This window comes from Enterobacillus tribolii (genome assembly GCF_003363015.1).
GTDB lineage: Bacteria > Pseudomonadota > Gammaproteobacteria > Enterobacterales > Enterobacteriaceae > Enterobacillus > Enterobacillus tribolii.
Genome location: NZ_QRAP01000009.1, coordinates 1 through 23,035, shown reverse-complemented (window position 1 = coordinate 23,035; position 23,035 = coordinate 1). Strand labels below are relative to the sequence as shown.

Sequence of the window (23,035 nt, the reverse complement as noted above, 5' to 3'; positions counted from 1 at the left end):
ATGTCGCGGGTTATTCCTCTGCCGCCATACTTTCACTTCTTTCCTTCAGCAATCGCAGCAACGCTGCCAGAAAAAACGCCATAGCGACTCCGGACACCAGCGCCATCGTGTGAAAGATCAGCCGTCCGCCCATGTCGAGGTACAGCCAGCGGCCCACTTCAACCGAAGCGGCGCATACGCTGAGGATGACGATGTTGAGCGAAGCCGACACCGTGCCCTTCGGCAGATCGTTGGAGAACAGCGTAAAGCGGAATAACGTCGGGAAAATCAGCCCGATGCCGAAGGCGTACACGCTGGTGCCCAGCACTGACCACAACCAGACATGCGTAAACAGCAGGTTCCCCGCCACGGCGATGACCAAACCGGTGAGCTGAACCGGCACGCTGGCGCGGATAAAGCGCGGCGATGCCGGATCACGGATAAAACGGGCCACCACCATGTTCGCCAGAATCACCGCGCCGAAGACCGGCACCTGCGTCCAGGCGAACTGCGATGAAGTCAGCCCGCCGTCGTCAATCAGGATCACCGGCGATACCGCTACCCAGGCCATCATCGGGATGTAGCTGAGCGAGATAGTTACGGCGCCGGTAAGGAAAATCCGGTTGTGGAATACCGCGCGGAAGTCGCGGGCGACGCCGGTAGCGCTGAACGGCGCGCCTCTCTTTTTGATGGTTTCCGGCATGTTGAACAGCAGGCCCAGCCAGGCGATGAAGCCCATGACGGCAATCAGCGCGAACAGGATCTTCCAGTGAACGAAATGCATCAGGGCAGCGCCGCACAGTGGGCCGATGAGCGGGGCGATCAGAACGATTGAGGTGATGATCGCCATCAGCTTTATCGCCTTGGTTTCGTGAAAGGCTTCCTGCACCGTGACATAGCCGACGGTGGCGATGAAACAGACGCTGGTGCCCTGAATAAAACGCGCGACCAGATACTGTTCCATTGAGGTGGTGAACAACACGGCGGCGCAGGCCAGGCTGAAGATCAGTGCGCCGGTCAACAGCACCGGGCGGCGGCCGACCCGGTCTGACAGCGGCCCCAGCAGCCATTGCAGCGCCATGCCGCCGGCCATGTACAGGCTGACGGAGGCGGGCGCGAGGCTGACGTCGGCGTTAAATTCCCGTACCACGTTGATGATGCCGGGCTGGATCATGTCCGTGGTCAGGTAGGCGGAAAAGTCGTAAAGAATCAGCGCCATCGGGAAAAACAGCATGGCGGAGGGGCGTGCTATCCATTTTGCGATAAACTGCATGTGGTTGTACTCCGGAAGTTGAGGTCATTGGGTACAAATGGCAAACAGCGAAATTCAACAAACAGGAACAACGGAATGACGGTTTGTGTGTCGTATCTGGCATTGAATTTCGTGCAATCAAAATGGCGCCAGTGCAAACGTCACACGGCGTCGGGCGTTTTTCTGACGCAGGTCAGAAAATGTTATTGATTGACTACAATGCCCAGCTGCACACTCGCCTCGGGTTGCTGAGAAGGGGGTTGGAAATATACTATGCCGGAAACCATAAACCACACGAATAGTGCTGTTATTGTGAGGGGTATCGGATTTTTACCCGGCGCAGATCACCATCAGGAAAGGCGTTGCGATGCGGTATGAAAACCGTTCACTGCCGTTACCGACCCACGATCCGGGCGTAAACGCCTTTCAACTGGCGCCTGATGGTGCGTTTATGCGCCATATGCACAGTTCGCGGCCTGGGCGGCGTCAGTCCGGAGGCCTTTGAACAGGCCTCGTCGTGAGGACAGAATTTGTCTACTGTCGTGGGGGCAGTCCAATTACGGTTTGTGGGCGTTTTTGCTGACTCGCGTGGGCTTATCACGACAACAAGATGATTAATGTCAGTTTGAGCCACTCTGTGGTGTTTAAAGGATTTCTCATGAACGGTAACAGACCTTTACCCTGTTTCAAATATCATCCATATCCTCTGCAGACTGGTGCATTTAAACAGGACAAAACTGTTCTTTGCGACTGCTGTGCGCTACATACAGACATTTATTACGCTTCCACTTTCGTCAGTGCTGGTAACATTACCAACCTCTGTTTCTGCCCGTGGTGCATTGCCGATGGGGTTGCGGCAGAAAAGTTTGATATCTGCTTTCATGAATCTTCGGATATTGAGGGACAGATTGTTATGTACGATAGTGCCGGCGAATTTATAGGCGTCAACAATATTTATCCACCGGAAATGGTCGATCTATTAACCAAGCGAACTCCCGGATATTTCGGCTGGCAGCAGGCATACTGGCTCGCGCATTGTGGTGAGTTTTGTGCTTTTATCGACTATGTTGGCTGGGATGATATTAGCCAACAACTGGACGCGTTTGCTGACCTGGCTGCTGACTGTGCACACTTTGGGGTGAAAGTGGAACACCTGCCGAAATACCTTAGTAATGGCGATTGTCAGGGCTATCTGTTCCGCTGTCTCAAATGCGGTACCCTGAGGCTTTGGGCTGATTTTTCGTGAAATAACCCATTTGGGAAGGAAACAGGCCACAAATACTGTGGCCTGTATTTATAGCGATTTAGCTGCTGGCTGCTTCCAATGTGACTAATCGGAGCCTGTCGGTTTGAATCACTTGACACACCTGTAATACCCTCTATCTTCAAAAAATAATCGGTGCTCATAGTATGTCCTTTAATTAATTATGGAATGGAAGGCTCGCCAGCTAACACGTCTAACCGTCTATAATTCTCTACAGCAAAACATAGGTCTTTTGTCGATTGATATAGAGGCGTATTTCCCTCATAACCTATCAATTTATATGCGCATTGCTTTTCTACGTATTCCACCCAGGCATTCTGTGCATTGTTAAATATGGCTATTTTTTTCTTTGGTTTATACATTTTTCCTAATTCAAGTTTTACCTCTTTAGCTTTGCTTTCGATTTTTTGTTTTGAGTCTTTCAGCATTAGTGATGTACATTGATATGTTTCCATATAACTTTTACCTTTAACAATCTCGTTGCACAAACCTGACTTGTTCCTGTTCAGGTAATCATAGTAAATGTCGGCATGGGCTATCTCTGCATAGTTAAATAATAGTGCTAATAAAAATAATAAATTTCCATTTTTCATCTGATTTCCACCAAATTATCGATTGTTATCTAAGTAGTCAATGCGCTTTCTGTTTCCCTCATACTCCATATAGGCAGGTTTATTTCTAATGTATTGAATAAATTCATCTATATCATTCCCAGAGGCTACAGACATAGCGCTTTCCCCGGCAAATCCCTGATATACCATATCAACAACAACATCACGAATCGCCGGGTGTAGTTGCTCCCATTCTGTGCGGTTAGCCAGAGAGCGTGTATATCTATTATAGTTTCTGCGTGCTCGATTCTCATAATTGGGATAAATCATATTAAAAAGCATAACCTCTTGCTGTGCTGTTATTTCGCCTATTGTACTCCTGTTATTATTTACAAATTCTCTGGCTCTGGTTCCTTTGCGATCAACACCCAATGAGATAGCTCTTGCCTGTGACTCGCTTATCCCAACCCTCCGTAAATCGGAATATGCCTGCTCTTGCGTACGATTACCAAGATCGTATCCTCTGCCAATTGTTACACCAGAAAGCTCATTACCAGGCCAGTGAACTACACGACTGTAATTTCTTGAACCACGTACGTTAGTCCCTTCGGCATCGAAGGTCATTTGACCACGAAGTATTGTATTTGAAGCATTATTTTCAGGGGATGCCATAAAAATTACTCCATTAACATTTTTATGGCATGCTACTATATAAATGTGTAAGTGTCTCTTAGTCAGGTAAAATAAAATTGTTTGCTGGAGTATTGTTTGTCTGAACTATTATTACTGCGGTAATTTTGTAGATGAATAATTTTTTGAAGAGATGTATCGCATTTTAGATATTTTCTATATTAATATTATATTCCAGCACTAAAATAACTTACGTAGTAGCTACGCTCTTACCCTTAAGCAGATTTTCTTGAGATCCCTACCTGCTCTCGCTAATCTCTGTTCAGATCGCGTCACAGCGCCTCACCGATTAAGGACAATCATGCTCTCACCCCTATGCGCATTATTTGGCGGTATTTTCTCTTTTTGCGCTGCCGTGATGCCGGTTCCTGCCGAGCCACTGACCAATGCCGCCGTGCTGGAGGGCGCCAGGGAACAGATAGGCCGTACCCTCTACTACGACGCCCGTTATGAAACCATCGGCTACCCCAACGGCGACGTGCCGATCGAGCGCGGCGTGTGTACCGACGTGGTGATCCGGGCGCTGCGCCACACCGGGGAAGATTTACAGCAAAAAATCCATCTGGATATGCGTGCCAACTTTTCCCGCTACCCCGCGTTGTGGGGGCTGAAAACCACCGATCGCAATATCGATCACCGCCGGGTGCCAAACATCCGCGTCTACCTGAGCCGCCATCATCAGTCGCTGCCGGTGACCCGTCAGCCGGAAAATTATCTGCCGGGGGATATCGTCAGCTGGGTATTGCCCAATGGACGGCCGCATATCGGCGTCGTCAGCAACGAGAAAAATTTTGCCGGTACGCCGCTGATCGTCCACAACGTGGGCCGCGGCGCGCGCCAGGACGACATGTTGTTTACCTGGGAGATTACCGGGCATTACCGCTATTTTACGCGCTGATGTGTTTATTGCGGGGCTTCAGAGGCCGCAGGCGCTTCTGCTGCGCCATCATTCTCCCGCGTCGTACTCATCCAGAATGTTGACCATTCTTCGAAAGGATACTGTTTGCCGTCATAGCGCAGCACCCGTTTCACCGTACGGACGGTTTCATCGCTTTCGGTCACGTGCGAGGTGATCTCCAGATCCGCGAAACCGGCGGATTTTCCTTTACCAATCCCGATCGTCAGGTGTGACGCTTCAACCCTGGCCTGTTGATCTGACGGGCACAGGCCCGGCGTGATTGACTCCCATTGATCGAGGTACGTGCGGAAAACCGGACGCAGGCTCCGGCCTTCGGGCACCACCAGCGTCAGCAAATTATTGGCCCAGCCATCGGGGCAACTGGCGCCGCGCGCCGCACTGTGAAAATTGATGCCAAACGCCCGCACGCCCGGCGCCAGATGATAGCGCGCGGTATCGATGCGCAGGGAGTTGGCGCCGACTTCCCACATAGCGTCTTCGCCAATATCTTCGCGGTACTCGCTGAGCAACCGCCCGCTGCGGGTGTCTGCTTTGGCCAGCAGCAAATGCACGTTGCGCTCCCCCGGCGCGGCATGTTCATCGCGGTCGGTGTACGCCACGGCGACGACGGTTTGCTTCTCATCATCCGGCCAGGGCTTACAGGCTGAGGCCACCAGCGTACCAGACCGGGCATTTTCCGGCAGCGCCCAGCCCTCCATGTTCAACTGCCCGGCCAGCGCGTCCAGCATCGTTTCATCACAGCGCTGCTGATCGTCAGCGTGAGCGGCACCCGCCAGGCACAGCGCCAGCAGGCAAATACGGGGCAGGGATAGCATGAGTTCCTTCTCCTGAAATTAGCGTCGGTTCGGCCCGTGGGGCGTGGTGCAGTTTACTCCGCTATCAACGATACGGGAAATGCCGATGCGGCAGGCGCCCGGTGAAAATCATTCATTTTGTGAATCGTGATGCCCCTCACATTTGCTTCATTATTGTTTCTTGTTTGTTATTTTTTTGTTTCTTTTGGTTGACGGTATTTTATTCGCCCAGTATAGAGATCATGTACCACATAAGAAACAAAGTTTCATATATGAAACAAATAGATAGGGGAACACTTTTATGAGCTGGACCAACGTGTGCGAAGTGTCTCATGTGAAAGAGGAATTTCCATTTTCAGGCACCGTCGGCGGTAAAGAGATTGGCATCTATCTGGTGGACGGCGAGTACTACGCGCTGGAAGACGTCTGCCCCCACGCTTATGCCCTGCTGAGTCAGGGGTTCGTCGAAGACGGCAAGGTGGAATGCCCGTTGCATGAGGCGGTGTTTGACATCAAAACCGGCCAGTGCCTGCGTGAACCGGGCGGCCGCGACCTGAAGCGCTATCCCCTGCGCGTAGTGGAAAACCGTATTCAAATCACCCTGATAGAGGAGTAAACCCGTGAATCCGATTCAGGACTTCAACCCCTGGTTGCCCGACACTCAGGCGCTGATCCCGGCGCAGGAAGGCGGCAACGGCAAAATTCATCATCCCGGTCAGTCGCAGAACGTTGTCTGGCAAACCCGCAGCCGCGTACCGGACGGCTTTGAAAGCACGCTGATTGCGACGCTGGAATCGTTGTTCGACGCCGGGGCGGAAACGTTGCCCGAACTGGTGGACGCGCTCAACGATCGCCGCGTTTACGACCGCAGCGGCGCGCCGTGGAACGAACGCTCATTCCGCGAGTTCCTGACGATTAACGGCTACTGACGGGAGAAGGAAAATGACAACACAATTTGATTCAGTACAAAGCTATCTCGATCAGGGGTTGCGCGGCAGCTGGTATCCGGTGCTGGCCAGTTGGGAAGTCAGCAGCAACCCGGTCGGCATTACCCGCCTTGGCGAGCAGATCGTCCTGTGGCGCGATCGCGACGGGGGCCTTCATGCGCTGGAGGACCGCTGCCCGCACCGCGGTGCGCGGCTTTCTCTCGGCTGGAACCTCGGTGACCGCATTGCCTGCTGGTATCACGGCGTAGAGGTCGGCGGCGACGGCGAAGTGCGTGACGTACCGGCCGTGGACCGTTGCCCGCTGGTCGGCCAAAAATGCCTGCGCGCCTATCCGGTGCAGGAGGCGCACGGCGCGGTGTTCGTCTATTTCGGCGTACTGGCCGACGACGCGCCGGTTGAGCTGGCATTTCCCCCTGAACTGGCGGACAGCGAGCAGTACAGCAACTTCCTCTGCACCGCGGCCTGGAAATGCAATTACCAGTACGCGCTGGAGAACGTCATGGACCCGATGCACGGTTCTTACCTGCACTCCGCTTCGCACTCGATGGCGGAAGGGGACCGCAAGGCGGACATGGTGCTGGAGGCGACTGAACATGGCTTTATGTTCAGAAAAAGCAGCCAGATGGGCGTGAACTTTGACTGGGTGGAATATGGCCACACCGGCGCAGGCTGGATGCGGTTGTCGATCCCGTACAAACAACGTTTTGGGCCGGGCGGCCACTTCTGGATCATCGGCATGGTCGTGCCGGAGGACGAAGATAACTGCCGCGTTTTCTTCTGGCGCATTCGTCAGGTGCAGGGCTGGCAGCGCGACATGTGGCGCTTTATGTACCGCAACCGCCTCGAGCAACTGCACTGGGACGTTCTGGAACAGGATCGCATCGTTCTGGAAAACCTGGCGCCGCAGGCCCGCGACCATGAATACCTGTATCAGCACGACGTCGGCCTGTCGCGCCTGCGCCGCATGATGCAAAAAGAGGCCAAACAGCATCTGGCGCGTATTAATGCGGCCAGGACGGAGAACGCGCAGTGACGGGGCTGCTGGCGGGCAAGCGCATCGTGATCACCGGGGCCGCGCGCGGGCTGGGGCAGAGCTTCGCCCGTGCGGCAGGCAAGGCGGGCGCAAGGCTGGTGCTGTGCGACATCCTGGAGCAGCCGCTGCGGGAAACCGCCGCGACGCTGAATGAACAAGGCATTGACGCGCAGGCCGTCGCCATCGATCTGGCCGATCCCGCGTCCATCGAACATGCATTTTCCCTCATCGGCCAGAACGGCGGTATCGACGGCCTGGTCAACAACGCGGCGCTGGCGACCGGCGTGGGCGGCGTTGACATGATGGATTACGACATCGACCTGTGGGACCGGGTGATGCGCGTTAACGTGCGCGGCACCTGGCTGGTCAGCCGCGCCGCGGTGCCGTTGCTGCCGCGCGGCGGCAAAATCGTCAACGTGGCTTCGGACACCGCGCTGTGGGGCGCGCCGAACCTGCTGGCCTATACCGCCAGCAAAGGCGCCATCATCAGCATGACGCGCTCAATGGCGCGCGAACTGGGCGAACGCGGCATCTGCGTCAACGCCATCGCGCCGGGGCTGACGCGGGTGGAAGCCACCGAATATGTGCCGCAGGCCCGGCATCAGCTGTATGAAACCGGCCGTGCCCTCAGCGGGGCGCAGCAGCCGGAGGATGTAGACGGCAGCGTGCTGTACCTGCTGTCGCCGCTGGCGGATTTCGTCACCGGTCAACTGCTGCCGGTCAACGGTGGTTTTGTCTTTAATTAGCCGGAGAGAACGCGATGAGCACCATGGACGAGGAAGAGGCGGGCTGCAAATACCTGATTCCCGGTCTGGAACGGGGGTTGCAACTGCTGCTGCTGTTCAGCCGTCAGCACCGCGAGCTGTCGTTCACCGAGCTGCACCGGTTGATCGACATTCCCAAAGCCACCGCGTACCGGGTGGTGCAAACGCTGGAGCACCTGGGCTTTCTCCAGCGTAATCCGCGTAACAATACCTTTGCGCTGGGCATCAACGTGCTGCGGCTGGGGTTTGAGTACATCTCCGGTCTGGATGTGGTGCAGGCCGGGCAGCCGGTCATCGAGCAACTGCGCGACGGCAGCCAGTGCAGCAGCCACCTGGCGATCCGTGACGGCGCGGATGTGATTTACGTGGCGCGCGTCAGCGCCGCCGGGGCCACCATCAATCAGGTCAGCGTCGGCACGCGCCTGCCGGCGCACAGCACCTCGCTCGGACGCATGCTGCTGACCGGCGTTGACCGCGCGGAGTTTGAACGCATCTATCCGCAGGCGACGCTGCCCGCAGGCGGCACGGTGAGCGACAGAGAGAGCCTGTGGCGCATGGTGCAGGAGGACCGGGCGCGTGGTTACGTCATCGGCGAATCCTTTTACCGTCACGGCATCTCCTCCATCGTCTATCCGGTGTTTAACCGTGAGCAAAAGGTCACCGCGGTGGTCAGCATCATGGTGCCGGTGGATGAAATTCCCGCCGCCAGGCGGGAACGGCTGCAAGAGCAGGTGCGTGATGCCGCCGGAACCATCTCCGGCTTCCTGGGGGCGCCGCTCTACTGAGTGACGCCGTAAAAATACTCATGTTTTCCAGGCGCTTTTATTGCGTCAGGGGGACTCCTGCGCCTGAAATCCGGCGTAAGGCACCAAGAGGCACCATTATGAGCAGCGAATTTTCTCCCGTTACCGGGATTGAACAGCTTGAATTCGGCGTGACGGACCCGCAGGCGTGTGCCCGCTTCATGCAGGATTTCGGCCTGACGCCGCAAGCGGCGAAGCAGGGGCAAACCCACGATTTCACCACCCTGAGCGGCGCCCGGATCAGCGTGACGCCGTTGCAGGACAGCCGGTTGCCGCCGCCTTTCGAAGCCGGCTCCACCCTGCGCCGCATGACCTGGGGCGTGGCGACCGCCGGCGATCTGGTGGCGCTGGCGCCGCGTTTGCGCGATCAGCCCGGCTTTCGCGAAACAGAACAGGGGCTGGAGTGCCGCGATCCTAATGGTATGACGCTGCGTGTGGCGGTCAGCCGCCAGGTGCCGGTCACCCTGACGGTGCCGCCGATCAATCAGTGGGGCGACGTGCGCCGCGTGGATACGCCCAGCCCGGTTTATGAGCGCGCCCAGCCGGTCAACATCGGTCACGTGGTGTTTTTCGTCGACGATCTGGCCGCTACGGAGCGTTTTTACCGCGAAGTGCTTGGTTTTCACGTCTCGGATCGCTACATCGATCGCGCAGTATTCCTGCGCTGCCAGGCGCGCGGCGGCCATCACAATCTGTTCCTGCTCAAGCTGCCTGCACGCGGCGCCGGGCTGAACCACGTCGCCTTCACCGTGCGCGACATTCATGAAGTGGTCGGCGGCGGTATCGCCATGAACCGGCATCAGTGGAGCACCTTCATCGGCCCCGGCCGCCACCCGATTTCTTCCGCGTATTTCTGGTACGTCAACAGCCCGACCGGCGGCGCGTTCGAGTATTACACCAATGATGATTACCTGACTGAAAACTGGCAGCCGCGCGAGCTGGAGCACTCGCTCACGTCCTTCACCGAATGGGCGATCGAGGGCGGCATCGACGCCGACACCCGCCGTCAGCAACGCAAGCCGGAGGCGGTATGAGCGACACCATCGTCATTATCGGCGCCGGGCAGGCCGGCGGCTGGACCGCCAAAACCCTGCGTGACAAAGGCTTCGCCGGCCGGCTGATCGTGGTCGGCGACGAACCTCATGATTTCTACGAACGTCCGCCGCTCTCCAAGGCAGCGCTGCAACAGGAACAGCCGCCGTTCAGCGCCTTGTTCAGCGCGGAAACGCTGGCGGCGCTCAACCTGGAATGGCGTCGCCCGCTGCGCGCCGAAGCCCTCGACCGCGCGGCGCGTGAAGTGGTGCTCAGCAACGGCGAACGCCTGCGCTATGACCAACTGGTGATCGCCACCGGCGGTCAGGCACGGCTGCCGGGGCGCGAATGGCAGGCGCATCCGCGGGTGCATACCCTGCGTACCTGGGACGACGCCACCCGTCTGCGCGCTGCGCTGTCCGCCGGGCAAAAGGTAGCGATTGTCGGTGGGGGGTGGATCGGCCTGGAGATTGCCGCCACGGCGCGCGGGCTGGGCAAGGACGTCACCCTGTTCGAGTCTCAGGCGCGGCTGTGTCAGCGCAGCGTCGATCCTGCGGTGTCGCAGATGCTGCTGGAGATGCACCGGGCGCACGGCGTTACGGTGCATCCGGGCTGCGGCAACGTCACGCTCGGTGGAGGGGCCGGGCAGGCGCTGATCCGCAGCGACGTAACGCCGGAAGAGGACTTCGACTGCGTGGTGGTCGGAATCGGCGTCACGCTGAATACCGAACTGGCGCAGCGCGCCGGGCTGGCGGTGGAACAGGGCATCGTGGTGGATGGTCGTGGGCGCACCAGCGACCCGGCGATTTTTGCCGTCGGCGACGTGGCGCAGCATCCGCAGCTCGGGCTGTGCCTGCAATCCTGGGCCTACGCGCAGAATCAGGCGATCGCCACCGCCACGGCGATGCTGGACCCGCAGGCGCCGGAATATACCGACGGCGCCTGGCTGTGGTCGGATCAATACGGCCGCAATATCCAGATCCTTGGCCTGCCCGGCGCGGGTACGCAAACCTGCGTGCGCGAACAGCCGCAAGGCGCGCTCTATTTCTCCCTGAATGCGCGCAACAGGCTGACGCAACTGGTCAGCGTGAATGACGCACGCACCGTGAAACTGGCTAAACGCTGGCAAAGCGCGGACCGGGAATTAGATCCTGCGCAGCTGGCCGATCCGGCCTTTTCCCTGATGTCGCTGAAATGAGCGGCTTCTCTGATACGGGAGGAAAGACCATGACTACCGCACATGAGATAGACGGCTGCGCGGTGACGCCAAACGCACGCGCTGAAGCTGAAAAGGAAACGGCGCAGCCGGTGCGCTGGAGCGTGCCGATGGCGCTGTTCGCCTGCGTCCTGCTGGCGTTTTTCGACAAAATCAGCATCGCGGCGCTGTTCTCCGACACCGGATTCCAGCGCGCGCTGGGCATCGATTTCGACCCTACCCGCCTGGGGCTGCTGATGACGGCGTTTCTGCTCTCTTACGGGCTGTCATCAACGCTGCTGAGCGGCATCGGTGACCGCATTTCGCCGAAGAAACTGCTGCTGGGCATGATGTGCGTCTGGTGCGTGCTGATGATCATGATGGGGTTTACCCACTCTTACAGCGGCATGATGACGCTGCGCATCCTGCTCGGCATTGCGGAGGGGCCGCTGTTCCCGCTGGCGTTTTCCATCGTCCGCCATGCGTTTCCGCAACGCCTGCAGGCGCGCGCCACCATGCTGTGGCTGCTGGGAACGCCGATCGGCGCCGCCGTCGGTTTTCCCGTCACGCTGTATATCCTCAATCATGCCGGCTGGCAGGCGACCTTCTTCGTGATGGCCGCGCTGACGCTGCCGGTGATCCTGTGGGTGTGGCTCGGCCTGCGGCACGTCGCCGAGCCGCCGCGCGCCGTTGCCCGCACGGCGCAGGGGCAGGCCGGGGAACGCCGGGAGGAGCGCCGTCAGCTGTTGCGGCAGCCGCATTTCTGGCTGATCTGCCTGTTCAATATCACTTTCCTGACCTACCTGTGGGGCATGAATGGCTGGCTGCCCAGCTACCTGATTGACGGAAAAGGAATTCATCTGGAACACGCCAGCTATCTCTCTTCGTTGCCGTTTATCGCCATGCTGCTGGGCGAGGTGATCGGCGCCTGGTTTTCCGATCGGGTAAACCGGCGCGCGCTGAGCTGCTTCATTTCCATGCTGGGCGCCGGGGCCGGGCTGCTGATGGTGCTGCACCTGAGCAATACCTATGCCGTGATCGCCGCGATGGCCTTCAGCACTTTCATGTGGGGCGCGGGCGCGCCCAATATCTTTGCCCTGTTGGCGAAAGCGACGTCCCGCCAGGTGAGCGCCACCGCGGGGGGCATTTTCAACGGACTGGGTAACTTTGCCGGCGCGCTGGCGCCGGTGGTAATGGGCGTGCTGATCGCCACCTTCCACGACATGGATACCGGCCTGATGTTCCTGACCGCCGTTGCCGCCGTGGGGTGCCTGATGCTGCTGCCATTACTGAAACATTACTGATAACCGGAGGATCACCATGTCAGAGATTACCGAACTGAAACCGGAAGCGGTTAAACCGCAGGACAAAACGCTGCAAGAGTGGGTGGAGTCACGCGTCGCCCGTTTCGAAGGCCGCAAATATGACTGGAACGCCCTGAAGTTTCAGGCGGATTTCGACCCCAAATACCGCCGTGCCCAGATGCGTTACATCGGCACCGGCGCCACCGGCGTGGCAAGCGACAGCAACACCGTGCCCGCCGAGCATTTCACCTTCTCCACCATGGTGCTGCCGGCGAAGTGCGAAGGGCCGCTGCACCTGCATATCGACGCCGAAGAGGTGTTCTTCATGCTGCGCGGCACCATCACGCTGTTTATCCGCGACGGCGAAGAGGAATACCAGACCACCCTGCGCGAGCGCGACCTGATTTCCGTGCCGAAAGGCGTGTATCGCGGGCTGTTCAATCACGGTGAGGAAGAGGCGCTGATGCTGGTGATGATTGGCAACCCGAAGCCGGTGACGCCGACCTATCCGGCCGATCATCCGCTGTCTCAGGTGAAGCGTAACTGATGAAGGAAATGACCCTGACGCTTAACGGCGGCACCCTGAGCTATCGCCGGGCCGGGCAGGGCGCGGACGTCGTGCTGCTGCACGGCATCAGCTCGCGCGCGGCCTCCTGGCACAAGCAGTTCGCCGACGGCGAACTGTGTGCGGCGTGCCGCCTGTGGGCCTGGGACGCGCCGGGCTACGGCGAGAGTACGACGCTGACGCCAGCCCGGCCGCGCGCCGCGGATTATGCCGCCGTGCTGGCGCAGTGGCTGGACGCGCTGCAACTGACGCGGGTGCTGCTGCTCGGCCATTCGCTGGGGGCGATGATGGCCGCAGCGTTTGCCGCCCGTCACCCTGAGCGCGTGGCGGGGCTGATTCTTGCCGATCCGGCGCAGGGGTACGGCACGGCCGACGCGTTACGGCGCGAACAGGTTTTTAACGTCCGCCGCGCGCAGGCGGAGGATTTACAAGACTACGCGCAGCGGCGTGCGGCGCAGTTGCTGCGCCCCGGCGCGGACGACGCGGATATCGCCACGGTGCGGGAAGGCATGCGGGCGCTGCGCCGCGATGGCTTTCTTGCCGCCGCGCGGATGCTGGCTGACGACGCGCTGGCGTCTTATCTGCCAGGCTACCGCGGCCCGTTGGCGGTGTGGTGCGGCGAGCAGGACGGTATCACGCCGCCGCAGGACGCCGCCGCGCTGGCGCAGCGCACCGGGGCGGCGCTGCATCTGTTGCCGGCTGCCGGGCATGCCAGTTATCTCGATGCCCCGGCGCAATTTAACCGGCTGCTGCGCGATTTCGTGCGGCGCTCTGCGGGAGAAGTGTCATGAATTACCAGATAGAAGGACGGGTGGCAGTGGTCACCGGCGGATCATCCGGTATCGGGTTTGCCACGCTGCGCCTGTTGCTGGCCGAAGGGGCGAAGGTCGCCTTTTGCGGCCGGGATACGGAACGCCTGAGCGCGGCGGCGGAAACGCTGCGCGCCGAGTTTCCCGCCGCCGCTGTTTTCGCCTGCCGCTGTGACGTCCTGAACGCTCAGGAAGTGCAGGATTTTGCCGGACGGGTAGAACGCGAGCTGGGACCGGCGGACATGTTGATCAACAACGCCGGGCAGGGTTACGTCGCCACGCTGGAGCAGACGCCCGACAGCGCCTGGCTGCATGAGGCGCAGCTCAAGCTGTTCGGCGTGCTCAATCCGCTGAACGCTTTTTTGCCGCAGTTGCGCCGCTCCGATCGCGGATCGGTGACCTGCGTGAACTCGCTGCTGGCGTTGCAGCCGGAGGAGCACATGATCGCCACCTCCGCCGCGCGCGCGGCGTTGCTCAATATGACGCTCAATTTATCTAAGACGCTGGTGGAGCAGGGGATTCGGGTGAATTCGATCCTGCTTGGCATGGTGGAATCAGGACAATGGCGCCGGCGCTTTGAACAGCGCGACGATCGCAGTCAGAGCTGGGAAACGTGGATCGCGGGGATCGCCCAAAAGCGCGGCATTCCCATGGGGCGGCTGGGCAAGCCGGAGGAAGCCGCGCAGGCGCTGCTGTTCCTGGCTTCTCCGCTGGCCTCGTTCACGACCGGGGCGACGCTGGATGTTTCCGGCGGATTCAGCCGGCATTTGTAACGCACGCGTCTGCGGGAGAGGGAAGATGAAAAAGATCATGTTGATAGGGTACGGCGCGATGGCGCAGGCGGTGGTTGAACGTTTACCCGAAGGCGTGAACGTGGGCTGGGTGGTGGCGCATGAGCGGCATCACCGCGCCATTAACGCGCGTTTCGGCGACGGGGTCGCGCTGAGCCACCCGCAACAATGCGGGGCGACGCCGGATTTGGTGCTGGAGTGCGCCAGCCAGCAGGCGGTGCGTGAATATGGTTGCGCGGTGCTGGCGCGCGGCTGGCGGCTGGCGGTGATTTCCACCGGCGCGCTGGCGGATGCGGCGTTGCAGGCGGATTTGCGCCGTGAGGCGGCGCGTCACGGGGGGCGCCTGGTGGTGCTTTCCGGCGCGGTGGCGGGGATGGACGGCTTAGCCAGCGCGCGCGAGGGCGGGCTGGACAGCGTGACCTATCAGTCCTGTAAAAGCCCGGCCAGCTGGCGCGGCAGCCCGGCGGAACAGCTGATTAATCTGGATACGGTCAGCGAAGCGAGCGTCTTTTTTGAAGGCTCGGCGCGTGAGGCGGCGCAGATGTTTCCGGCCAACGCCAACGTGGCGGCTACCGTTGCCCTGATGGGCATCGGCATGGATCAAACCCGGGTACAGCTTAAGGTCGATCCGCATACCCGGCGCAACACCCATGTGATTCACGCCAGCGGCGGATTCGGCGAATTCCATATCGAACTGTGCGGCACCCCGCTGGCCAGTAACCCGAAAACCTCCACCCTGGCCGCGTTAAGCGCGGTGCAGGCCTGTCGTCACTTATTGAATCAGGACTATGCCTGGTAAGGGGATGCGATGAGCGTATTACCGATTTTTGTCGCCGGTCAGTGGCGTACCGGCAAAGGGGAGGAGATGGTTTCCCGCTTTCCGGCGGACGGCTCCGAAGTGGCCCGCCTGAACGCCGCGGGCGAGCAGGACGTGGCCGAAGCGATTGCCGCCGCAGACCGCGCCTGGCGCGATCCGGCATGGCGTAACCGCGTGCCGCATGAACGGGCGGCGGTGTTGCACCGGGTCAGCAAGCTGATTATGGCGCGGCAGGAAGAACTGGCGCAGTTACAAAGCCGCGATAACGGTAAACCGTTGGCGGAAACCCGCGGGCTGGTAGCCAGCGCCGCCGCGACCGCGCGCTATTTCGCCGCTGCCTGCGAAGTGCTGGAGGGGGAACTGCCGACCCCGCGCAGCGCCGCGGTGATGACCCTGAGCGAGTATGAGCCGCTGGGCGTGGTGGCAGCCATCACGCCATGGAATTCCCCTATCGCCAGCGAAATGCAGAAAGTTGCCCCGGCATTGGCGGCGGGCAATGCGGTGGTGCTCAAACCGGCGGAGGCCACGCCATTAATGGCGCTGAAGCTGGCGGAACTGTTTGAACAGGCGGGTTTACCGGCGGGCCTGCTGAGCGTATTGCCCGGCAAGGGCAGCGTGATTGGCGAAGCTATCGTACGCCACCCGGCGGTGCGCAAAATTTCCTTCACCGGCGGCACCCGGACCGGGCGTCATTTGGCGGCCATTGCGGCAGAACGGTTGATCCCTGCGTCGCTGGAGCTGGGCGGCAAGTCGCCGACCATTGTGCTGGACGATGCCGATCTGGAGCAGGCGGCGCGCGGGATTTGCTACGGCATTTACAGCTCGGCCGGGCAGGCATGCATCGCCGGGGCGCGTCTGTTCGTGCAACGCAAACTGTATCAGCCGCTGGTGGCGCGCGTGGCGCAGTTAGCGCGCGGGCTGCGGGTGGGCGATCCCTTCACGCCGGGCATTCATCTTGGTCCGTTGATCAGCGCCGCCCACCGCGACAGCGTGGCGGCCTACGTGGCGCTGGCGAAAGAGGAGGGGGGCCGGGTGTTGGTGGGCGGTGAAGCGCCAGCCGATCCGGCGCTGAGCAAAGGCAGCTACTTTCTGCCAACGCTGATTGAAGGATTGGATAACCGGGCGCGGGTATGCCAGGAAGAAATTTTTGGCCCAGTGCTGGTGGCGATGCCGTTTGATGACGAAGCGGAACTGATCGCCATGGCCAATGATTCAGTTTACGGGCTGGCCGCGGGGATCTGGAGCCGTGATTTCCCGCGTGCGCTGCGCCTGGCGCGGGCGCTTGAGGCGGGGACCGTGTGGATCAACACGTATAAAACCTTCTCCATCTCCACGCCGTTCGGCGGTTTTAAGGAGAGCGGGCTGGGGCGGGAAAAAGGAATGCAGGGCATTAAGGCCTATATGCAGCAAAAGAGCATTTATCTGGGGCTGAGCGGGCAGAGCAATCTGTGGAGCGACTGATCCGGTAACAACTGATGAGAAGGCAGACCATGAGCGAAGAGATTACCGTGGGCGAAGCGATTGCCCGGACGCTGGAGCAGTATGACGTAAACGCCGTATACGGCATTATCTCGATTCATAACCTGCCGGTGGCGGATGCAATAGGCCGCCGGGAGAAGATTCATTTTGTTCCCGCGCGCGGCGAGGCCGGGGCGGTGACGATGGCGGACGCGCACGGTCGCTTTTCCGGCCTCGGCGTGGCGCTGACCAGCACCGGCGCAGGGGCGGGGAATGCGGTGGGGGCGTTGGTGGAAGCCGCCAATGCCGGTTCGCCGCTGCTGCATATTACCGGGCAGGTGGAGAAAGCCTGGCTTGATGCCGACGTCGGTTTTATTCATGAAGCCCGCGATCAGCTGGGATTCTTGCGCGCCAGCGGTAAGCGCGCTTACCGGGTAAACAGCGCCCGGCAGGCGCTGGCGCTGTTGCACCGGGCGATTGCCGATGCGCGCACGCCGCCGTGCGGGCCGGTGTCGATTGAAATTCCGATCGACATTCAGGCCCAGAAAATCTCCGCCGATCTGCTGACGGATATTCCCGCGCTGCCGGCTGTGCCGCAGGCATCACCGGCGCAGATTGAACGTTTGTACCAGCAGGTGAAGCAGGCTAAACGGCCCCTGCTGTGGGTGGGTGGTGGTGCATTGCACTGTGCAGTTGCGGTACGCCGCCTGGCGGATGCCGGGGTCGCGGTCATTTCTTCCGCGCATGGCCGCGGGATTTTGCCGGATAATCATCCGCGCAGCCTGCGTGCGTTTCATAACTCGCCTTCCGTGGAGCAGGTGCTGGCGCAAAGCGATTTGGTGTTGATCGCCGGCTCGCGCCTGCGCAGCAATGAAACCCGCACCTGGAGCCTGGCGCTGCCGGAAATGCGGGTTCAGATTGATATCGATCCGGCGGCGATTAACCGTAATTATCAGGTCAATGATGCGATCGTGGCTGATTGCGCACCGGTGTTAACGGCGCTGGCGGCGCGGTTGCTGCCGGATGAAAAGGCCGACGCCGCCCGCGACGCGCAGATTAGCGCAGCGGTGACGCAGGCGGAGCAGGGGTTGCGGGAGCAGTCCGGCCCTTACGCCCGACTGAATGACGCGATTGAACGCGCGTTGCCGCAGGATGGCATTCTGGTGCGTGATATCACCGTCTCCGGCAGCGTGTGGGGCAGCCGTTTATTCCGAGCTACGCAGCCTTTGCACAATATTCATTCGCTGGCCGGCGCCATCGGTATGGGGTTATCGATGGCGATCGGTACGGCCATCGCCAACCCGGATAAGAAAATCGTCGGACTGGTCGGCGACGGCGGGCTGATGCTCGGCATTGGTGAGCTGGCGACCATGGCGCAGGAGAAATGCGACATCACCCTGCTGGTGATGAATGATGGCGGCTACGGCGTGATGCGCGGCATTCAGGACAAATACTTTGGCGGCCGTCAGTATTATAACCAACTGTTAACGCCGGATTTTACCGCCCTGGCTGAGGCAATGGGCATTTCGTCTTATCGCGTAAGCGACGCGGCGGATTTTGACGGCATCATGGCGGAGGCTATCGGTCATCCGGGGCCGGTCGTGGTCGAGGTAATGATGAACGCTATCGGCGAAATTCGATTCGCCGGTCCGCCACAAAAAACGCTGTATTGATTTACGTGGCAATGAGCGGTGTTAAGCCGCTCATTGCCGGCTTCTTCCGCCATTAATTCCCACGCTGTTTCTTCTCTGACTGTTTCACAATTACCTGCCTGAAATGCGTCGTTACCTGGTGATATAAGGATTATCTGATTTTTGTTTTCACCCGAGGGTAAAACCATGCTGACTTTGTGCTTATTATTTTTCCGAGAGGATATAAACCGGAGTATAACAGATGGAAAATTTGTGGGATTTTTAAACGCCAGAATTTATGTGTGCGTTTCTTGATTTTTGCGGACCTATCTCTGTTTTAACTTTTAATTAAGGAAATTGTGCGTTTCAAATTTTTAATAAAAAGTAATTTCTTTGTTAAAATTTATCTTTAATGTGAAAGTTATTTAATGAATGAATTCTGGTTTTATTAAGTATATAGCGATAAATATCTCGTTTTATGGCAAATACTATCGCTATCTTTAACTATAGAAATCATCTCGCACTCAACGTACAATGCTTTTTGTGATGATTTTTTGAGCGTCAAGAGAGTAAAAGTACTGCCAATGGCCTGTTTATAATTCTTTCCCCAGAGGATTGACTATTTTTTGTAGTGGGAATATTCTTATGCCGAGTTTCGAATTTCTGTAAGAAAGTTCTTGTTTAGTGTTGTGATATGTTTTTGCGCGCGTATACGGGTTAGCAAACGACCTATCATCTCCGTTTCTGTCCATGTAACTTTATTGTTTGATTTTTTGTGGTAAACAATAACGATGACTACGATGATGGAAAGGCGCGCTCCGGTGTCTCCGGAGGCAAACGGGAACTGACGACGATCGCGAACATAATTTTTTGATTCAAGAGGGAAAAGTCTTAAGACCGTAATTGTAGCGCAGGCGCAATAGGAAAATGGTTTTAGACTATCAGTATAAATAGGGACAATTTATGAAAACGTTATATCTTGGTGAGAAAAACCTCGGGAGCTTAGGCATCATCAGTATCATAGAGTCCAGCTATCAGACGTCTTCTATTGTACTGAAAAATATTGAAAAATTCATCGAAGAAGGTCCCGATGAGCACTATGACATTGGCATCGTCGATGGAAAAGTGCTGCATACCAGCCCCTCTCATCATCTGAAACGCCTTTCTCAGCAAATCAGTTTCCCTGTTCTTCTTCTGGTTGAGGACGATCAGCCCTGGCAGAAGTTTCTTGAGCAGCTCGACAATGTACACGGTGTGATTGAGCGTGAAAGCGAAGTCGGCTTTTTCCTTAATGCAATCAATATCGTACGCGATGGTGGCTACTGCTACTCCTGGGATATCCATTCTCTTAAGAATAACGGCGCGGCAATGCTTAACGACGAGTACTACGCCGCGGCAGGCCTGACGCGCAGAGAGACGGAAATCCTGAAAATGTACCTGGATGGCTCCACGAACAAGGAGATCTCTATCCGGTTATCCCGCAGCGAGAAGACAATCAGCGCCCATAAATCGAATATATTACGTAAGCTTGGGGTCAAGCGCTTTTCCGACCTCTTCTTTCAGTGTCGCTGAAATACCCTCATTAAGATATATCTGTTAAGCAGAGAGGCAGGGGTAATAGCGCGTTGTTCATCGTGATATTACCTCTCTACTTTCTTGAAAAAGTTCACTTTCAACGGTGGGTTCTTCCTTATTTATATCATCAAGATGAGAAAAATCCTAATCTTATTTATGGTCTGAATATATTTTGTTGGATTTTTCATGTTTTAAGAAAGTCTTATTTTTGCGCTGTTATACTTATTTTTTATCCTACTGAATAGGAAACGAGTTTTCTTATTTCTGAATTAACCTTCCTCTTTTCATTAAAAGATCTTTTAAAGCAGTGCTTTAACCTTGCCTGTGTGTCAAAAAGATGACTAAGAACCGCCTACCTGGTTTTAAATGGGACTTATCCGTCCAATGTAGGTGAATGTTTTGACGAAATAATCGATGTTAAGTTAGCGGTAGCTCTTCTGGGTAAGGGGATTTCTTACCCAAAAAGGAATGGGGACGACCTAGGTTCATGGCATGATGCTTGGAGTTGAATATGACGGAAAATAAAATCGTTCTGGCTGTTAATAGCGGAGAAGGAAAAACTCGGCTTTTAACCGCAGATGCAGGCAAAGCAGTTAAGGTAAAACTGGTTGCCGGCAATAAATATCTGCTCAAGAACGTTAATGATGACTTTGCACCTGAGAATATTACACTGAAGCGTGTAGATAAAGCGCTGCACATTATTCAAGAAGGTGATACACAACCCAGTATTATTATCGAAGACTACTTCGATGGTGATGCAAACAACCCTGTACTGTTGGGGATGGCGGAAGATGGGCAGCTCTATGCCTATGTTCCTTTGTCCGGTGAAGGTTATGAAACGGGTTACCTGATCGCTGAAGGAGACATGTCTCCTGTCGCCCTGGGCGGTGAGCCTCTGGGATCGGGCAGCGGTATCTTTACTGCGGCTGACGACGACAACGACATGTTGTTCGGTTTCCTTGGCTGGTTGGCTGCCGCCGCTGCGATTGGCGGGATTGCTGCCGCAGCTGCGGACGACGACGACGATGGCGATCGCACGCCGCCGGCAAAACCAGTAATCGATAGCCTGATGGATAACACCGGCCCGATTACCGGCCAAATCAAAACCGGCGACAGCACCGACGAAACGCGCCCGGTAATGAGCGGTAAAGGTGAACCCGGCAACACCATCACCATTTACGACAACGGTGATGTTATCGGCACCGCGACCGTCGGCGAAGACGGCAAGTGGACCTTTAAACCGGAAAAGCCGCTGAGCGAAGGCCAGCACGCGCTGACCGTGATCGAGACTGATCCCTCCGGCAACGCCAGCGAAGAATCCGCACCCATCGATTTTGAAGTTGACACCACTGCGCCGGCTGCCCCTACCATCGAACACATCATGGATAAAGTGGGCAGCGTTACCGGTGAAATCAAAAGTGGTACTTACACCGACGATGCCCGCCCGGAAATGAGCGGTACAGGTGAAGCCGGTGCGACAATCACCATTTATGACAATGGTAAGGCGATTGGCCAGACCCAGGTTAACTCTGATGGCCGCTGGTACTTCCAACCCTCCGAAAATCTGAGTGACGGCAGCCATAAAATCACCGTTACGCAGGCTGACAAAGCAGGCAACGTCAGTGAACCCTCCGACGTACGTGATTTCAACGTTGTCACCGGTATACTCGACAAGTCTGATCTTCCTGAAGTCATCGATAACACCGGCCCGATTACCGGCCCGCTGAACAGTGGCGATGTAACGGATGAAACCCAGCCGACGTTCAACGGCAAAGGGGATCCGGGCAACACCATTATTATTGAAGATAATGGCAAAGTTATCGGTACTGCGATTGTTGATGAAGACGGTAAGTGGACCTTCACGCCGGAAGAACCGCTGGATGAAGGTAATCACGAGCTGGTTATCAAAGAACAGGATCCGGCTGGCAACACCAGTGAACCGTCCGATCCGATCGAAATCGTGGTTGATACCACCCCTCCGGCCAAGCCGGATGTCGCCAATGCGCAGGATAATACCGGCCCGATTACCGGTCCGATCCAAAGTGGCGGCGTAACTGACGAAACTAAGCCGGTATTCAGCGGCGGCGGCGAGCCGGGCGACACCGTTATTATTTATGACGGCAAAGAAGTTCTGGGGTCCACCGTTATTGATGAAAACGGCAAATGGACTTTCACGCCGGAAGAACCGCTGTCTGAAGGCGATCACAGCATCACCGTGACCCAGACTGATAAAGCGGGCAACACCAGTGATGCGTCCGACCCGCTGGACTTTGAAGTCGACACGACACCACCGAACCCGAGCGCGGACGTTCTGAAGATCACCGGCGTGGAAGACAACGTGGGTGACAAGCAGGGCAACGTCGCCAGCGGCGACACCACCGACGACAGCAAGCCGGTTATCAACGGTATCGGCGAAGCCGGCAATATCGTATTCGTGTACAGCGAAGATGCATCCGGTAAGCACCTGATCGGTTCTGCGGTTGTGAACGCAGAGGGCAAATGGAGCCTGACGCCGGACACCCCGCTGCTGGAAGGTCTGAACCAGCTGACCCTGGAAACGCGTGACCCGGCGGGTAACCTCGCTGTAGGTGAAGCACCTCCTTATAACGTGAACGTCTTTATTCCTGTCAGCTCCGAGCCGTCTATCATCAGCGTGGTTGACGACGTCGAACCGCACACCGGGCCGCTGCAGAAAGGCGATGTGACCAACGACACCACCCCGACCCTGAGCGGTACTGCGGTTCCGGGCGACGTGGTGACCATCAAGGACAATGGCAAGGCCATCGGCAGCGTTGTGGCTGACGACAACGGCCGCTGGACCTTCACGCCGGGCACCGCGCTGGCTGACGGCAACCATACCCT

General features: G+C 57.6%; 22 protein-coding genes. 18 read left to right on the top strand and 4 right to left on the bottom strand.

Going from position 1 to position 23,035, the window contains the following annotated elements:
- Positions 1 to 10 precede the first annotated feature (10 nt).
- On the bottom strand, positions 11 to 1,243 hold the full coding sequence (gene mdtM / locus C8D90_RS17425; protein WP_115459860.1) for a multidrug efflux MFS transporter MdtM: 1,233 nt from the start codon (positions 1,241 to 1,243) through the stop codon (positions 11 to 13).
- Positions 1,244 to 1,889: 646 nt separating this feature from the next.
- Between mdtM and cbrC the strand changes: the two genes are divergently transcribed.
- Positions 1,890 to 2,477: a PF03691 family colicin E2 tolerance protein CbrC gene (gene cbrC, locus C8D90_RS17415; protein ID WP_115459744.1), complete on the top strand. Its 588-nt coding sequence runs from the start codon at positions 1,890 to 1,892 to the stop codon at positions 2,475 to 2,477.
- 179 nt (positions 2,478 to 2,656) lie between these two features.
- Here cbrC and C8D90_RS17410 read toward each other — a convergent pair whose 3' ends face one another.
- Entirely contained in the window at positions 2,657 to 3,088 is a 432-nt protein-coding gene (locus tag C8D90_RS17410) for a lysozyme inhibitor LprI family protein (protein ID WP_115459743.1), read from the bottom strand.
- A 15-nt stretch (positions 3,089 to 3,103) separates the two neighbouring features.
- Positions 3,104 to 3,718: a pesticin C-terminus-like muramidase gene (locus C8D90_RS17405; protein ID WP_115459742.1), complete on the bottom strand. Its 615-nt coding sequence runs from the start codon at positions 3,716 to 3,718 to the stop codon at positions 3,104 to 3,106.
- A gap of 319 nt (positions 3,719 to 4,037) precedes the next feature.
- Between C8D90_RS17405 and C8D90_RS17400 the strand changes: the two genes are divergently transcribed.
- A complete protein-coding gene (locus tag C8D90_RS17400; RefSeq protein WP_115459741.1) occupies positions 4,038 to 4,634 on the top strand; it encodes a DUF1287 domain-containing protein in 597 nt (198 codons plus the stop codon).
- A 5-nt stretch (positions 4,635 to 4,639) separates the two neighbouring features.
- On the opposite strand, the gene C8D90_RS17395 is transcribed toward C8D90_RS17400, so the two are convergent.
- On the bottom strand, positions 4,640 to 5,470 hold the full coding sequence (locus C8D90_RS17395) for a PA3715 family protein (protein ID WP_221810483.1): 831 nt from the start codon (positions 5,468 to 5,470) through the stop codon (positions 4,640 to 4,642).
- Positions 5,471 to 5,750: 280 nt separating this feature from the next.
- On the opposite strand from C8D90_RS17395, the gene C8D90_RS17390 reads away from it, so the two are divergent.
- The 16 genes from C8D90_RS17390 to C8D90_RS17315 all read left to right on the top strand — a co-directional run.
- Entirely contained in the window at positions 5,751 to 6,065 is a 315-nt protein-coding gene (locus C8D90_RS17390) for a Rieske (2Fe-2S) protein (RefSeq protein WP_115459740.1), read from the top strand.
- 4 nt (positions 6,066 to 6,069) lie between these two features.
- Complete coding sequence (locus C8D90_RS17385; RefSeq protein WP_115459739.1) at positions 6,070 to 6,378, top strand: recombinase-like helix-turn-helix domain-containing protein; 309 nt, start codon at positions 6,070 to 6,072, stop codon at positions 6,376 to 6,378.
- 13 nt (positions 6,379 to 6,391) lie between these two features.
- Positions 6,392 to 7,429 carry an aromatic ring-hydroxylating oxygenase subunit alpha gene (locus C8D90_RS17380; RefSeq protein WP_115459738.1) on the top strand — a complete coding sequence of 346 codons (1,038 nt, stop codon included), beginning with the start codon at positions 6,392 to 6,394 and terminating at the stop codon, positions 7,427 to 7,429.
- Complete coding sequence (locus tag C8D90_RS17375; RefSeq protein ID WP_115459737.1) at positions 7,426 to 8,175, top strand: SDR family oxidoreductase; 750 nt, start codon at positions 7,426 to 7,428, stop codon at positions 8,173 to 8,175. Before C8D90_RS17380 ends, C8D90_RS17375 begins: the two co-directional genes overlap by 4 nt.
- A 23-nt stretch (positions 8,176 to 8,198) precedes the next feature.
- Complete coding sequence (locus C8D90_RS17370) at positions 8,199 to 8,978, top strand: IclR family transcriptional regulator (RefSeq protein ID WP_115459858.1); 780 nt, start codon at positions 8,199 to 8,201, stop codon at positions 8,976 to 8,978.
- 98 nt (positions 8,979 to 9,076) lie between these two features.
- Positions 9,077 to 10,030 carry a VOC family protein gene (locus C8D90_RS17365; protein ID WP_115459736.1) on the top strand — a complete coding sequence of 318 codons (954 nt, stop codon included), beginning with the start codon at positions 9,077 to 9,079 and terminating at the stop codon, positions 10,028 to 10,030.
- Positions 10,027 to 11,226, top strand: coding sequence for an NAD(P)/FAD-dependent oxidoreductase (locus C8D90_RS17360; protein WP_115459735.1), 1,200 nt, complete (start codon positions 10,027 to 10,029; stop codon positions 11,224 to 11,226). Before C8D90_RS17365 ends, C8D90_RS17360 begins: the two co-directional genes overlap by 4 nt.
- A gap of 29 nt (positions 11,227 to 11,255) precedes the next feature.
- A complete protein-coding gene (locus tag C8D90_RS17355; protein ID WP_115459734.1) occupies positions 11,256 to 12,527 on the top strand; it encodes an MFS transporter in 1,272 nt (423 codons plus the stop codon).
- 16 nt (positions 12,528 to 12,543) lie between these two features.
- Entirely contained in the window at positions 12,544 to 13,074 is a 531-nt protein-coding gene (locus C8D90_RS17350; protein ID WP_115459733.1) for a cupin domain-containing protein, read from the top strand.
- Positions 13,074 to 13,883, top strand: a complete 810-nt coding sequence (locus C8D90_RS17345; RefSeq protein ID WP_115459732.1) for an alpha/beta fold hydrolase — start codon at positions 13,074 to 13,076, stop codon at positions 13,881 to 13,883. The genes C8D90_RS17350 and C8D90_RS17345 overlap by 1 nt, the downstream gene beginning before the upstream one ends.
- The gene (locus C8D90_RS17340; protein WP_115459731.1) at positions 13,880 to 14,674 is read left to right on the top strand and encodes an SDR family oxidoreductase; all 795 of its coding nucleotides are present in this window, start codon (positions 13,880 to 13,882) and stop codon (positions 14,672 to 14,674) included. The genes C8D90_RS17345 and C8D90_RS17340 overlap by 4 nt, the downstream gene beginning before the upstream one ends.
- Positions 14,675 to 14,699: 25 nt before the next feature.
- Complete coding sequence (locus tag C8D90_RS17335) at positions 14,700 to 15,491, top strand: aspartate dehydrogenase (RefSeq protein WP_115459730.1); 792 nt, start codon at positions 14,700 to 14,702, stop codon at positions 15,489 to 15,491.
- Between the two features lie 9 nt (positions 15,492 to 15,500).
- Positions 15,501 to 16,970 (top strand): aldehyde dehydrogenase, encoded by a 1,470-nt coding sequence (locus C8D90_RS17330; RefSeq protein ID WP_115459729.1) that lies wholly within the window; start codon positions 15,501 to 15,503, stop codon positions 16,968 to 16,970.
- Between the two features lie 29 nt (positions 16,971 to 16,999).
- Entirely contained in the window at positions 17,000 to 18,640 is a 1,641-nt protein-coding gene (locus tag C8D90_RS17325) for a thiamine pyrophosphate-binding protein (protein WP_115459728.1), read from the top strand.
- A gap of 921 nt (positions 18,641 to 19,561) precedes the next feature.
- Positions 19,562 to 20,170: a helix-turn-helix transcriptional regulator gene (locus C8D90_RS17320; protein ID WP_115459727.1), complete on the top strand. Its 609-nt coding sequence runs from the start codon at positions 19,562 to 19,564 to the stop codon at positions 20,168 to 20,170.
- Positions 20,171 to 20,684: 514 nt separating this feature from the next.
- A partial coding sequence (locus C8D90_RS17315) for an Ig-like domain-containing protein (protein WP_230473043.1) occupies positions 20,685 to 23,035 on the top strand: 2,351 nt, incomplete at its 3' end.